General features: G+C 57.8%; 12 protein-coding genes. 2 read left to right on the forward strand and 10 right to left on the reverse strand.

Annotation, left to right across the window (positions count from 1 at the left end; translation table 11 throughout):
• Positions 1-71: 71 nt before the first annotated feature.
• From V1T76_RS09035 to V1T76_RS09080, 10 genes are all read right to left on the reverse strand, one after another.
• Positions 72-1,580, reverse strand: coding sequence for an inorganic phosphate transporter (locus V1T76_RS09035; RefSeq protein WP_330560340.1), 1,509 nt, complete (start codon positions 1,578-1,580; stop codon positions 72-74).
• Between the two features lie 32 nt (positions 1,581-1,612).
• Positions 1,613-2,038 carry an NUDIX hydrolase gene (locus V1T76_RS09040; RefSeq protein WP_330560341.1) on the reverse strand — a complete coding sequence of 142 codons (426 nt, stop codon included), beginning with the start codon at positions 2,036-2,038 and terminating at the stop codon, positions 1,613-1,615.
• Between the two features lie 174 nt (positions 2,039-2,212).
• Complete coding sequence (locus tag V1T76_RS09045; RefSeq protein ID WP_330560342.1) at positions 2,213-3,103, reverse strand: nitrilase-related carbon-nitrogen hydrolase; 891 nt, start codon at positions 3,101-3,103, stop codon at positions 2,213-2,215.
• Between the two features lie 119 nt (positions 3,104-3,222).
• Positions 3,223-3,414 carry a hypothetical protein gene (locus V1T76_RS09050; RefSeq protein WP_330560343.1) on the reverse strand — a complete coding sequence of 64 codons (192 nt, stop codon included), beginning with the start codon at positions 3,412-3,414 and terminating at the stop codon, positions 3,223-3,225.
• Between the two features lie 85 nt (positions 3,415-3,499).
• Entirely contained in the window at positions 3,500-5,317 is a 1,818-nt protein-coding gene (gene recJ, locus V1T76_RS09055; RefSeq protein ID WP_330560344.1) for a single-stranded-DNA-specific exonuclease RecJ, read from the reverse strand.
• Positions 5,318-5,327: 10 nt separating this feature from the next.
• Entirely contained in the window at positions 5,328-6,323 is a 996-nt protein-coding gene (gene glpX / locus V1T76_RS09060) for a class II fructose-bisphosphatase (protein ID WP_040439531.1), read from the reverse strand.
• A 51-nt stretch (positions 6,324-6,374) separates the two neighbouring features.
• A complete protein-coding gene (locus V1T76_RS09065) occupies positions 6,375-7,697 on the reverse strand; it encodes a homoserine dehydrogenase (RefSeq protein WP_330560345.1) in 1,323 nt (440 codons plus the stop codon).
• Between the two features lie 22 nt (positions 7,698-7,719).
• A complete protein-coding gene (locus tag V1T76_RS09070; protein WP_330560346.1) occupies positions 7,720-8,937 on the reverse strand; it encodes an LL-diaminopimelate aminotransferase in 1,218 nt (405 codons plus the stop codon).
• Between the two features lie 343 nt (positions 8,938-9,280).
• Positions 9,281-10,516 (reverse strand): GGDEF domain-containing protein, encoded by a 1,236-nt coding sequence (locus tag V1T76_RS09075; RefSeq protein WP_330560347.1) that lies wholly within the window; start codon positions 10,514-10,516, stop codon positions 9,281-9,283.
• A 140-nt stretch (positions 10,517-10,656) separates the two neighbouring features.
• Positions 10,657-10,920: a hypothetical protein gene (locus V1T76_RS09080; protein ID WP_330560348.1), complete on the reverse strand. Its 264-nt coding sequence runs from the start codon at positions 10,918-10,920 to the stop codon at positions 10,657-10,659.
• Between the two features lie 220 nt (positions 10,921-11,140).
• Between V1T76_RS09080 and V1T76_RS09085 the strand changes: the two genes are divergently transcribed.
• Positions 11,141-12,946, forward strand: a complete 1,806-nt coding sequence (locus V1T76_RS09085) for a PHA/PHB synthase family protein (RefSeq protein ID WP_330560349.1) — start codon at positions 11,141-11,143, stop codon at positions 12,944-12,946.
• A 117-nt stretch (positions 12,947-13,063) separates the two neighbouring features.
• Complete coding sequence (locus V1T76_RS09090) at positions 13,064-13,645, forward strand: hypothetical protein (protein ID WP_330560350.1); 582 nt, start codon at positions 13,064-13,066, stop codon at positions 13,643-13,645.
• Positions 13,646-13,649 lie beyond the last annotated feature (4 nt).

Raw genomic sequence — 13,649 nt, forward strand, 5'->3', positions numbered from 1 at the left:
CCTGTCCAGAAAACGCGCACTGTGTGCTGTTACTTATCCTGGTAACTTGTTTGCGAAGGATCGGGATTGTCTTACGACAAGACCAGTTTGAGCGCCGTAAAAAGCACCGCGGCCAGAAGCGCCGACGCCGGAACAGTGACAACCCACGCTGCGATGATGGTGATCAGGCTTGATCGGCGGACAAGCAGGCGTCTGCGGCGTTCTTCCCTGTTTTTCATCATCTTGCGCGGTTTCATCACGCCGCCTTCAGCAACATACTTGTTGCGATACCATTCCCGGTAAAAGCCGACACCGAACAAGGCCCCAACCGCAATATGGGTGGAGGACACCGGTAATCCGGCCCCTGACGCCGTCAGCACGGTAGCTGCCGTCGCCAATGTGATGCAGAAGGCCCGCACGGGACTGAGTTTGGTGATCTTCTTGCCGACAACGGTCACCAGGCGCCTTCCGAACAGCAGAAGACCTGCGGAAATGCCAAAAGCCCCGACGGCACTCACCCAGATCGGCACTTCGGGGTTCAGCGCTCCCAGATACCAGAACACCAGGTCCGGAAAATCGTTCGACTGGCTCATCACGATCGCCGCCAGCGGTCCGATGGCATTGGCAACGTCATTTGCACCATGGGCAAAAGACAACAGGCCTGCCGCCACCATGAGGGGCACCGCGAACAGATTGCGCAACGCGCGCGCGCTGTTTTCCAGCGTGAGCGTCTGGGCAATGATCACGTGACAATAGATTCGCCAGACGACGAAGCCGACAGTTAGCGACAGGACGATGGCGAGCCATTCTGGAACGGAAAGCAGCCTATCGGAAATTTTCAGCAGAAGGTAACCGGTGAAGGTCGCCCCCATGAGGCCTAGGAGGATGGGAAGCCAGTAACGGGCTGCTTTCAGACGGTCGGGCGTATAAACGACCCTTGTGTTGATAAAGGCCATGATCCCGGCCCCGACGAGCCCCCCCAGCACCGGCGACAAAACCCAGGAAACGGCAATTGTGGACATGGTGGTCCAGTTGATGGCAGCAAAACCGCTTGCAGCGATACCGGCCCCGACGACCCCACCGATAATCGAATGGGTTGTCGAAACTGGTGCGCCGATCACGGTAGCAAAGTTGATCCACAAGGCAGATGCAGCCATTGCGGTCAGCATCGCCAGCATGAATTCCGAACTGTTGCGGACATCACCAGGGCTCAGGATGTCGCCGGAAACGGTCGACACTACATCGGTCCCGGCCAGCAATGCGCCTGCGCTTTCGCAAACGGCGGCAATCAGCAGGGCTCCAGTGAGGCTGACGACGCGCGCGCCGACGGCCGGACCGACATTGTTGGCAACGTCGTTGGCGCCGATGTTCATTGCCATGTAGCCACCGATGGCGCTGGCAGCAACAAGGATGACGATGTGGGAGAAACCGCTGGCCGACACCTGAAATGCTGCCACACAGGCACAGATCATCAGGAAAACCAGTGCAAGCCCTGGACCGACGAGGCGCCGGCCCATGGCCTCTGCCGCCTCACTGACAAAGCTGATCTTGTCGAGATCCTTGTCCAGTGCCTTCTTTTTCAAGTCCTTGCTGGTCAGCACTCAAACACGCCTCGCTATCCCGCAGGAAATGTCTAACTGATTTGCGATTTGTGCCGCCGTAAAAACCGCTTCAGCGCCGGCTCTTCCACTGTTTCGATTGCCTTTGTGAACGGCAGCCACACCGTTTTGCGTTGTCCGAGTTCGGGATATTCCTTCAGCTGCTTTTCAAAACGGATCTTGAAGACGACCACCTTGGTACGGATCTTCAATCCGTCGGCAAGCCCCTTGAAGGATCGGAAGCTGCCAATGGCCCGTGGCTCGGCTTTGCCGACAATACCCGCTTCCTCGTAGGCCTCGATCAACGCCGTTTCAAAAGCTGGCTTGTCTTTTTCCGGCCAGCCTTTGGGCAGGATCAACCGGCCCGTGTCGCGTGTCGAAACAAGCAGGACTTCGGGTTCGGTTTCGCCCGGACGCACGCACAGAGCCGCAATCTGCAAACGGAGCGGTTTGATGAACAAACCTGTAATCCCGTGCAGCCACGATGCATCCCGCGCTGTGAGTGACTTAGCGAATCCCATCTCCACACCATGTTGTTCTGGAACATGGGTTGTATAGGGATTTCCCTTAGGGACGTCTATAGAAAAGTGCACTTGGTGCGCGCACAATTTTATTACAAATATTACAATTTGCCGTCATGCGGCCGTTACGGAAACATGATCGGCAGTCCATGCGCCCGGCCAAACCTCGGCCTTGCCTGACTTCAGCGCGCGCAGCTCATCGAGTGGAACAGAAGCGACCAGAAACGGTTCTTCGCCATTGCTTCCGGAAGTCGCGACTACCTCTGCGGCAACACCTGAAAAACCGAACTCCTCTTCACAAGGCAGATAGAGTGCGGCGCCTGAAACGTTGGTATCGTTCTGTGTTGTTCCCTTCGATGTCCCGACCACTCCGCAAACGGCAACCGCGCACATGAGTTCGACCGCCCGCGCCTTGGCACAGCCGAACACGCGGTGGTAGCCGGAGAGTTTTTCCGTCATCGACGGGACAAGAAGAAGGTCCAGGTCCTGCTTCGCCAGCAGGCTGCTGAGTGCCGGCATTTCCACATCCAGACAGATCAGGATCGCCATTTTGAGGCCATCGAGCTCGAAGGTCTTCAACTCGGCTCCCGGCACCAGATGCCAGATTTCCGGATCCTGCTCGAAGGGGGTGAGACACAATTTGTCCTGGCGGATCTCGCGACCGTCGGCCGTCAGCAGGACAGCCGTGTTGGTGAAGCCTTGAGCGGTGTGAACAGGCATCGATCCGGCAATCAGCGACACGCCGTATTTCTCCGGCAAGGGTGCAAGCTGATCGATCAGGTCCGCTCCGACTTCTGCCAGGTATTCCATTTCCCGGTCAGGCGGCAGCCCTTCCGGTTTGAAAGCCAGACAGCATTCCACCAGATATTCCGGCAGCATCAGGAGCTTCGCACCGTGTGCGGCGGCGCGTTTCAAGCCTTCTTCAATCTGCGCTGCGAAAGCAGCAACCGAAGTCGGAGCGCGGCCGAGGTTAAAAGACCAAAGTGCTACGGGATAATCTGTCATGGCGTCCGGTGTCTCGTTCAAATCAGACGCCAGACTTAAGAGCAGCCCGGGGAGCGTTTCAAGCCCCAGTCTGTCTTAGATTTCCGCAAATGCCGAAGGTTAGCGGTTTTCAGCCAGGTTCAGTCGATGAACAGTCCGATGAAGGTCATCAGGACAATCAGAAATCCGGTTCCCACAAGAGCTGCTTTCGGCTCCTGCGGCAGGGCGGTCAGTTTTGGGGAACGTCTTACTTCCCGAATCCCTTTCAGAGCCCGGTCGGTTCGCCTGTCAATTTCCGCGAAATACGGCGAAAGCTCATTCTGAGCGCGCATGCCTGATCCTCACGATTTCTTCGTAGGATCAAAGTGTAGGCCTGCTGCCTTAGCGTTTCGTTAATTTGAACTTACAGGAACGGGGTCAAAGCCGGGTTTTCTGCGGATCCGCGACATCCAGAATACGCAACTGCACCTTGGGCGTGCCTTGCCAGGTGTCGATCGAGAGCGTGCCTGCCACATGCAGCGATTGCCCCCTGCCCTGCAGGAGCATCTGGCCATGCGGTTTGTCATCCGCCTTGAAACAGATCGCCTTCAGCGCCGTTCCGTCACCCGACGTGATCGAGGCCCTGACGTGTCCCTTGCCAACCACATCGGCAAAGGAGATCCGGTGCGCGGGAAAGGCGAAGACGGGCTCTGAATGGCCGGCCCCATAGGGCCCTGCCTTTTCCAGCAGTTCGAGAAGGTCGAGATTCGCCCCGGTTGCCGTCAATGCTGCATCGATCTTCAATTCCCTGTTGGCGCTCGCGGCCTCAACATCATCTTTGAGGACATCGTTGAAGTAGGCCTCCAGATCAGCTCTTTTTTCGCTCAACACGGTCAGTCCCGCCGCCATGGCGTGACCGCCTCCTTTTTCCAGCAAACCCAGGTCGACCGCACTGCGAACGGCCTTGCCGAGATCGACACCGGGGATCGAGCGTCCAGAGCCGGTGCCTTTGCCGGTTTCGTCGAAGGCTATTGCGAAGGCCGGCCTGCGGTGAGCTTCCTTGAGGCGGGAAGCAATCAGGCCAACGATACCCGGGTGCCAGTCGTCCGAACCGGTCAGGAGCACCGCAGGATCGCGCGCCTGGATTGCCATTTCAGCTTCGGCGCCTGCCTGCTCCAGCATCACCGCTTCCATGGCCTGACGTTCGGTGTTGAGCTGGTCCAGCCGCTCGGCGATAGCGCGCGCCTCGTGTGGATCTTCCGTTGTCAGAAGCCTGGCTCCCAGAGCGGCGTCGCCGATGCGGCCACCCGCATTGATCCGTGGCCCAATCAGGAACCCGAGATGATAGGGAGCAGGCTTTCCGCTAACGCGGGCAGTGTCGGCAAGGGCTGTCAGGCCGTAGTTCCGGCGCTGGTGCATTACCGCAAGACCACGTGTGACATAGGCGCGGTTCAGCCCCTGCAAGGGAACGACGTCACAGACGGTGCCGAGTGCGACAAGATCGAGCAGAGCCATGAGATCCGGCTGCTGCGCGCCCTGGAAAACTCCGCGCCGCCGCAACTCGCGGTTCAGACCGACAAGAAACAGAAACGTCACGCCGACGGCCGCCAGATGCCCCTGCCCGGACAGATCGTCCTGCCGGTTCGGATTGACGAGCGCTTCGACAGTCGGCAGCGTTTCGCCGACCTGGTGGTGGTCAATCACCACAACGTCTAGATCAAGCTGCCGGGCGGTTTCAAAAGCTTCGAAAGACGTGCTTCCGCAGTCGAGGGTCACCAGCAGGTCTGCCCCACCCTGCCGAAGATGCTCGATGGCCGGACCGTTGGGTCCATAACCTTCGATGATCCTGTCCGGAATATGGATCACGGGATCAAGGCCAAGCCACTGCAGATATTTGGCAAAAATCGCCGAAGAGGTTGCGCCGTCGACGTCATAATCGCCGAAGATCGCAATCTTGCGGCCAGCCTGAACCGCATCCGCAACTCTCGCCACAGCGGCGTCCATGTCAACCAGGCTGGAAGGGTCGGGCATCAGCAGCTTGAGCGACGGATCCAGGAAGCCTGTCGCCTCGTCGGCCTGCACGCCGCGGGCTGCCATGACACGTGCGAGCACGTCCGGAAGGCCGTGAACCTGCGAAATCGCCATCGCGGTTCGCAGGTCGGCGGCGCTCAGACGCTCGCGCCAAGCGTTGTCATTTGCGGAACGGGCGACCCCGAGGACGAGGCGCCTGTCATCTTCTCCGGATTGTCCCAGCATTCAGCCGCGCTTAGTCCAGATGAAATTTCTCAAGATCCGTGTGCTGGGCCTTGATGTAGCGCACCGTGCCCGTGGAGGACCGCATGACAACGGTGTGCGTGGTGATGTGATGACGGCCAAAGCGGACGCCCTGCAGGAAGTTGCCGTCGGTCACGCCCGTTGCAGCAAACAGCACGTCCGGACCGGCCATTTCTTCAAGCGTGTATTTCTTCTTGATGTCCTCGATGCCCATGCGATGCGCCCGCTCGACCTGCTCTTCACGGGTGATCACGAGACGGGACTGCATCTGACCACCGATACAACGCAGCGCAGCAGCGGCGAGCACACCTTCCGGAGCACCACCGATACCCGCGTAGATATCGATGCCGGTTTCATCCGGATCGGTGGTGTGAATGACGCCGGCAACGTCGCCATCACCGATCAGGCGGATCGCAGCGCCGGTCGCCCGGATTTCCTCGATCAGCCGCGCGTGGCGCGGACGGTCGAGAACGCAGGCGGTCACTTCACTGACCTTGACGCCTTTTTCCTTGGCGACGGCTGCAATGTTTTCGGCAATCGGCGCATCCAGATCGATCAAACCGGCCTTGTAGCCCGGGCCGATGGCGATCTTGTCCATGTAGCTGTCAGGCGCGTTCAGAAGATCACCTGCCGGAGCCAGCGCAATTACCGCAAGGGAGTTCGGCAGGTTCTTGGCGCAGATGGTAGTGCCTTCAAGAGGGTCGAGAGCAATGTCGACCTTTGGCCCCTGCTTTGTGCCGACGTTTTCACCGATGTAGAGCATCGGAGCTTCGTCGCGCTCGCCCTCACCGATAACCACAGTGCCGTCGATGGGCAGCCGGTTCAGTTCCCGCCGCATTGCGTCCACTGCTGCCTGGTCGGCGGCCATTTCGTCGCCGTGACCGCGCAACCGGGCCGCCGATACAGCCGCTCTTTCGCTGACGCGGGCCAGCTCGAGCGTCAGAATACGGTCCAGGCCGCTCGACGGTTGTTTATCAGTATTGGACATCAACATCTCCAGTCTCTCCCCCCGCAACACGCCTCGGCGGGCACTCACTCGTCAATTCAGTTTTTCAATCCGGATCATCTGGGGCTGTTCGGACACGACCCCCTTTGACATGATCACGTCCAGCGCCTCTTTGATCGCCACTTCAGTCGTTTCATACGTGATCAGGATGACAGGTTGAGGCATGTCCGCATCAAATTTCACAGGAACATCCTTATTTGCATGACGTTTCTGGACAATCGATTCCAGCGAGATACCGGCTTCGCCCATACATTTGGCGATTTCGGCAAAAGCGCCAGGCCTATCGTAAACGGACAGGCGGATGTAGTAACCGCCTTCATGCAGCCGCATGCGGGCACGCTGGTAGCTGTTCAGCTCCGCCGCAGGCATGCCGAGAACGGGCGTTTCATCGCCGCGAGCAATATCGGTGAGGTCGGCAACAACGGATGACGCTGTGGCGTTGCCACCTGCCCCTGGCCCGACAAGCACGATTTCACCGACGAAGTCGCCATCCACCGCCACGGCGTTCAATACGCCGTCGATCCGTGCAATCGCAGAGGATTTCGGCACCATTGTCGGATGGACCCGCTGTTCGATGCCCGTATCGGTGCGTTGCGCAACGCCCAGGAGCTTGATGCGGAAGCCGAGCTCGTCAGCCGCCTGAATATCGGCAGTCGTGATGGAGGTGATGCCTTCGACATAAATGTCGTCACTCGAGATTTCCGTGCCGAAGGCCAGGCTGGTCAGAATGGCAAGCTTGTGCGCAGTGTCGTTGCCTTCGATGTCGAAAGTCGGATCCGCTTCTGCATAGCCGAGCCGCTGTGCATCCGACAGGCAGTCCTGAAAGCTGATGCCCTCGGCTTCCATCCGGGTCAGGATGTAATTGCAGGTGCCGTTCAGGATACCGTAGATGCGGCTGATCTCGTTGCTGGCCATGGATTCGCGCAGCGTCTTGACGATCGGAATACCGCCTGCAACCGCTGCCTCGTAATTGAGGCAGGCGTCATTGGCTTCCGCCAGCGCCGCAAGTTCCACGCCATGTCGTGCCAGCAGCGCCTTGTTGGCCGTCACAACATGAATGCCGCGCGACAGGGCAGCGCGCACGCTTTCCTCTGCCGGACCGTTGTCACCGCCGATCAGTTCGACGAAAATGTCGACGTCCGCCGTGCGGGCAAGCTCCACCGGATCGGTGAACCATTCAAATGCCGAAACATCAATGCCCCGGTCCCGTGTGCGATCACGGGCGCTGACCGCTGTCACGGTCACCGCACGCCCGGTTTTCGTTGCAATCTGTCCGCCGTGTTTTGAAAGGAGCCGCACCACGGCCGCCCCCACGGTGCCAAGGCCAGCGATGCCTACCTTCAATGCGTCTGCCATACGGAAATGAGTCCAGTTCTTATCAACCTTTGGTCCCGAGCGGGATGACGTTGTGCAGCTTTTGGTCGGCCGTTTCAAGGAAGCGGCGGATATTTCTGGCTGCCTGACGCAGTCTTTGTTCGTTTTCCACCAGTCCGATGCGGACGTAATCGTCGCCATGCTCACCGAAACCAATGCCCGGTGCAACGGCCACTTCTGCCTGCTCCAGCAGCAGCTTCGAGTATTCCAGACTGCCGAGCGACCGGAATTTTTCAGGGATAGGAGCCCAGCAGAACATGCTAGCTTCCGGTGCCGGAATGTCCCATCCGGCCCTACCGAAGGTGTCAACGACCACATCACGACGCTTCTTGTAGATTTCGCGCGTCTGACGGATGCAGTCATCGGGTCCGTTCAAGGCAGCGGTGGCGGCCACCTGAATGGGCGTGAAGGCGCCGTAATCGAGATAGGATTTCACCCGCGACAGCGCCGCAATCAGCCGCTCGTTGCCGACGGCAAAGCCCATGCGCCAGCCCGGCATGGAGAATGTCTTGGAAAGCGACGTGAACTCGACAGTTACATCCATCGCACCCGGCACCTGAAGAACCGATGGCGGTGGTGTCGCGCCGAAATAGATCTCGGAATACGCCAGGTCCGACAGAATGAAGATCTCGTGCTTGCGGGCGAATGCAACCACGTCCTTATAGAAGTCGAGATCCGCGCAATAGGACGTCGGGTTGGCCGGGTAGCACAGGATGATGGCGATCGGCTTTGGCACGGAGTGGATCACCGCACGTTCCAGCGCGTCGAAGAACCCCTGTCCCGGTTCTGCGGGAATGTTGCGGATCGAGGCACCAGCCATCAGAAAGCCGAAAGTATGGATCGGATAGCTCGGATTAGGGCTCAGAATCACATCCCCGGGTGCGGAGATCGCCTGCGCCATGTTGGCAAAGCCCTCCTTCGAGCCAAGCGTCGCGATAATCTGCGTCTCGGGATCGAGTTTGACACCGAACCGGCGGCCGTAATAAGCCGCCTGAGCCTTGCGCAGGCCACCAATCCCCTTGGATGCGGAGTAACGGTGCGTGCGCGGGTCCTGCACGACTTCCGTGAGTTTGTCGACGATGTGCTTGGGTGTAGGCAGGTCCGGGTTACCCATGCCGAGATCGATGATGTCCGCCCCCGCCGCGCGCGCCTTCGCCTTCAAACGGTTCACCTGTTCGAACACATACGGCGGCAGCCGCTTGATCTTATGGAATTCCTCCATGACGCGAATCCTTGCGAGTTGACAGTATCAGCTGCACGCCCATGCCAGGCGCGACGACAGCGCAGCGGGGCTCTTTTAGCAGTCCGGAAAAAAATGCGCACCCGTCTTTGCGTCGCTAGCCGACTAAATTTGTAGCGTTTTTTAGAACATGATTGCTCTTACAGCGGGATGAGCCTCCCCACGCCTGTGAACAGGCGGAAATGTCCTACAAATACGAGACGCATGAGCGCAACGCAGGACGCGAAGATAACGCTCTTTGCGTCCCGACACCCAAACATGTCCGAGCCGATCATCGCCGCATTGCCTCGGGCAGGAACAGCGGCGGTTCAGGAACGGAAAACGATCAGGCCGCCTTTTTGCGCAGGACCGAGAAACCAGCTCTTTTTGCATCCTTGATAAGCCGCCCGTTGGGTGCCAGGTCCATGGTGACGATTTGGGCGCGGCCCTGCTTCTTGGCGCGGTGCAGGCCGCCTTCAGCCGCTTCCATGGCCCGCTCCAACGGCGTCGAGACCCCAGCGCTGACAAGTCCGACACTTGCCGTCACGATCAGCCGACCGCCGGATGCTTCCTGACACTCCAGTCCGAAGCGGCGGCAGATTCTCTGAGCGGTCAAATGGGCCAGTTCCTTGTTTCCCTCCGGCAGGAACACGGCAAATTCCGCACCACCGACGCGGCCGGGAACAGCACCTTCGGCCAAAGTGTCCTTCAGGATACGCGCAAAGAGCTGCAGCAGTGCATCACCCATTGCCTGGTTGAAACGCTCGTTGACCGTCTTGAACTGGTCCATATCGAACAGGATGAGGCTATACATGCCTGACGGCGACGGACTTGACGAAATCCACCCCTCGGCATCGTTGAGAAACGCGCGCCGGTTCGGCAGGCCGGTGAGCTCGTCCTGAAGAGCCTGTTCCCTGAAACCGTGCAGGGAGCGTTCGATCACCATGGAGGCCGGCAACACGATGGTCATGATGATCGAGAACATGATGACCAGCAGATAGACGCTCATGAAGTCTTCCGTGAAGCTCGACTGGAAGGACGGCAAAAGCAGAATGTTCTGGTTCACGGTATACCACATGAAGCCGGCGGCTTCGACGAGTGTCGTCATGCCTAGCATTCGGACGGAATAGAGTTTTTCCCGGTTTTCGAAAAACGCCATCCAGACAACCCAGAGAGCGCTCAGGATCAGAACCGACTGAACAAAATTCACGCGGGCAATGAGGTCGTCTCGAAATTCCGGAAACTGGTACAGAACGATCCAGGCAAATGCGATCGTGGCGAACAACCACACATGACTGCTGCGCCCCAGAAACACGGCGACCCCGCTGCGCCTCATTCCTGTACCGAGAATGAGCAGGAAATTGGCGGCAACGATGCTCAAGAGATCCGGAACCGATCCGCGTATTGCGAAGAGAACCGTGCCACAACCGGCCAGGAACATTCCGGTGGACCACAAGGCCAGGCTTCTTGCACAGGCTACGCTTCGGCCCGGCCAGAACAGGTAAAAAACCAACAGGATGACGCTGCCGGCAAACTCGGCAATCATAATGCAGGTAAACAATGTCGGTATATCGAGCGTCATGAAAAAGAGGGCCTTGCGATCAAGGCTTGCAGCCTAGATCCTCAGTCGTAAAGGAATGATTTAATCAGTAAAATTGCCGATATTTCGTCATCTTTATTTGCCGTGTGCTTTCACGGCTCGATTCCCAATAGGCCCGTGCGTCACTGCGACGCAAGCGTCTCCAGATAAGCCTGCGTCTCTTTCCGTTCCTCTGGGTTGATCAGTCCGGAAGACTCGCCGGGATTGACGATTGCACCATAGCCTTTGGGCGCCGGAACGTTGCCGTTGCCCTTGCCGGGCTGGGTCTTCATCGCATCAATCAAGGGTGTTCCAGGCCCGACCGCACAGGCCGACAGACCCAGGAGCAAAAAGAGACATCCACCCAGAGCGAGCACGTTCCGCTTGCTGATCAACCGTTCCTCCACCAATTCGGCTCCTCGTCCTTTCGATTGTCACAAAGTTACACTAGCCAGAGCGCATGACCGTGGATTGAAATCCAATCGACGGAGTGGTTACCTTGTGTCATAAATAGCCGATACTTCAAAATATCGGCTAAAAAATAACAAGATAACGCGATTGAACAATAAGGGCCCACAGGTTTTCCGTGGGCTGAACGGGGCAACTAACCGGAGGAAACCCCTGCCTATGGCTGATGAGCGCGACCATCCCATGTTGCAGTATATCATCAACAACCCGGAGGCCTTTGCACAGAATCTGGCAAAGACGCTCGAGCAGGCAGGCAAGGCCTTGGCGGCCTACATCGAGCCCCGGGAGCAAGGCAAGATCACGCACGATTCGACCGACGAGCTGACAGGTGTCGTAAAGACCCTGGCGCAGGTTGGCGAATACTGGGCGTCTGATCCGCAGCGTGCCGTTGAAGCGCAGTCGCGCTTGTGGAGCGGCTACATAGATCTCTGGAATTCGTCGCTGAAACGGATGATGGGCGAACCGGCGGCACCGGCTATCGAAACGCCGGCACGGGACAAGCGCTTTGCCGATCCGGAGTGGGAAAAAAACCAGTTCTTCGATTTCATCAAGCAGCTCTATCTGATCACGAGCAAATGGGCGGAGGACATGGTCCATGATGCCCAGGGGCTGGATGAACACACCCGCCACAAGGCAGAGTTCTACGTCACCCAGATTGCCAACGCCGTCTCCCCTTCCAACTTCGTTCTGACGAACCCGGAACTGCTGCGCCTGACACTGGAAAGCAACGGCGAAAACCTGGTCAAAGGCATGCGGCATCTGGTCGAAGACCTGAAGACCGGCAAGGGCGACTTGAAGATCCGCCAGACAGATCCAACCAAGTTCAAGCTCGGCGAGAACCTCGGCACCACCCCCGGCAAGGTGATCTCGCAGAACGACGTCTGTCAGGTGATCCAGTATTCGCCGTCTACCGAAGAGGTTCTCAAACGCCCTCTCCTGATCGTTCCGCCCTGGATCAACAAGTTCTATATTCTCGACCTCAATCCGGAAAAATCCTTCATCAAGTGGGCAGTCGACCAGGGCCACACGGTGTTCGTCATTTCGTGGGTGAACCCGGACGAACGGCAGGCTCAAAAGAGCTTCGAGCACTACATGAAGGAAGGCATTCTCAATACGCTCGACCTGATCAAGCGGGCAACCCGACAGGAAGAAGTCAACGCCATCGGCTATTGCGTCGGCGGAACCCTGCTTGCGGTCACGCTCGCCTACATGGCGAAGATCGGTGACGAGCGGATCAAGACCGCGACCTTCTTCACCACGCAGGTGGATTTCACCTTTGCCGGTGACCTGAAGGTGTTCGTCGATGAGGAACAGATCTCGGTGCTTGAAAAGAGGATGGCCGAGCACGGCTACCTGGACGGCTCCAAGATGTCGTCCGCCTTCAACATGCTGCGCTCGAATGACCTGATCTGGTCCTATGTGGTCAACAACTACCTGAAGGGCCAGGATCCCTTCCCGTTCGATTTGCTGTACTGGAATTCCGATTCCACGCGCATGCCTGCTGCTAACCACTCGTTCTATCTGCGCAACTGCTACCTGGACAACAAGCTGTCCAAGGGGGAGATGGAAATCGCGGGAGAGCAGCTCGACCTTTCCAAGGTCACGATCCCGATCTTCAACCTGGCAACACGCGAAGACCATATCGCCCCGCCGAAATCGGTGTTTCTGGGCTCAGGCTGCTTCGGCGGTCCGGTCGATTACGTGCTGGCCGGCTCTGGGCATATCGCCGGTGTGGTCAACCCGCCAGCAAAGAAAAAATATCAGTTCTGGACCGGCCCGGAGGCCAAGGGAACGCTGGAAAACTGGCTCAAGAATGCGGAGGAACATCCGGGTTCCTGGTGGCCATACTGGGATCAGTGGATCCGTTCGCATGACGACACCAAGGTGAAGGCCCGCAAACCGGGAGCAAACCGGATCAAGATCCTGGAGGATGCCCCCGGCTCCTATGTCATGACCAAGGTCTAGCGAACCAGCAGAACTTCTCCTGTGCGTAGTTCATTTGGTAGCGCTTAAAATGCATAAAAAATGACCATAATCCATTCTGCAAAATAAATAGAAATCCTGACATCAACGAGAACCGCTTTGCCTTTGTTCAAGTTTTTGGCCGTGTTTCTAGCAGCTTGGTTGATATCCGGCCCATCCGAAGCTTGCGTGTCAGGTCGGGGAACAGAACTTAGAAGTGTGCTGCGTTCAGAGTTTGTGTTCAGAGGCGAATTGCTTGCAGCTGGGCCAATCGTCACCCTCGAAGACGGCTACTTTGAGCAAACCTTATCTTTCCGGATAACCTATTCTTTTATCGGCTCTTTTTCCAAAGGAGATGTCCGAGACATTGCATTTCAGTATCCGCTCAATCCAAACAGACGCAGCACGGGCCCAGAGCCCGAGATACAAATTGGCGAGGGATACACCGTTGTTCTGGACAAGCTTTGGATTCCTAGGCCAATGAATGTGGATACTGCGGCTCCATCCCCAGGCGCCCCTGGTAAAAGTCGAATTGTCCATCGCTGGCATAAATTTCGCTGCGGTGGAGACGGGCTACGTCTGCGAAAGAACTCTCACGATCACGCGAAAGCAATCTGGTGGGTATTCAACGGCGCAAGACATACGCCGGAAATTCGCGCGGACATTCTGACCGAATTTCTAGGCATTGATGGCCGGTTTTGAAACG

The organism is Roseibium sp. FZY0029 (genome assembly GCF_036350355.1).
Classification (GTDB): Bacteria; Pseudomonadota; Alphaproteobacteria; order Rhizobiales; family Stappiaceae; genus Roseibium.

What these genes read in the sequence shown, in the direction of transcription:
- V1T76_RS09045 (WP_330560342.1), bottom strand. Translation starts at nt 3,103, where the DNA reads ATGACAGATTATCCCGTAGCACTTTGGTCTTTTAACCTCGGCCGCGCT.
- V1T76_RS09050 (WP_330560343.1), bottom strand. Translation starts at nt 3,414, where the DNA reads ATGCGCGCTCAGAATGAGCTTTCGCCGTATTTCGCGGAAATTGACAGG.
- recJ (WP_330560344.1), bottom strand. Translation starts at nt 5,317, where the DNA reads ATGCTGGGACAATCCGGAGAAGATGACAGGCGCCTCGTCCTCGGGGTC.
- glpX (WP_040439531.1), bottom strand. Translation starts at nt 6,323, where the DNA reads ATGTCCAATACTGATAAACAACCGTCGAGCGGCCTGGACCGTATTCTG.
- V1T76_RS09065 (WP_330560345.1), bottom strand. Translation starts at nt 7,697, where the DNA reads ATGGCAGACGCATTGAAGGTAGGCATCGCTGGCCTTGGCACCGTGGGG.
- V1T76_RS09070 (WP_330560346.1), bottom strand. Translation starts at nt 8,937, where the DNA reads ATGGAGGAATTCCATAAGATCAAGCGGCTGCCGCCGTATGTGTTCGAA.
- V1T76_RS09075 (WP_330560347.1), bottom strand. Translation starts at nt 10,516, where the DNA reads ATGACGCTCGATATACCGACATTGTTTACCTGCATTATGATTGCCGAG.
- V1T76_RS09085 (WP_330560349.1), top strand. Translation starts at nt 11,141, where the DNA reads ATGGCTGATGAGCGCGACCATCCCATGTTGCAGTATATCATCAACAAC.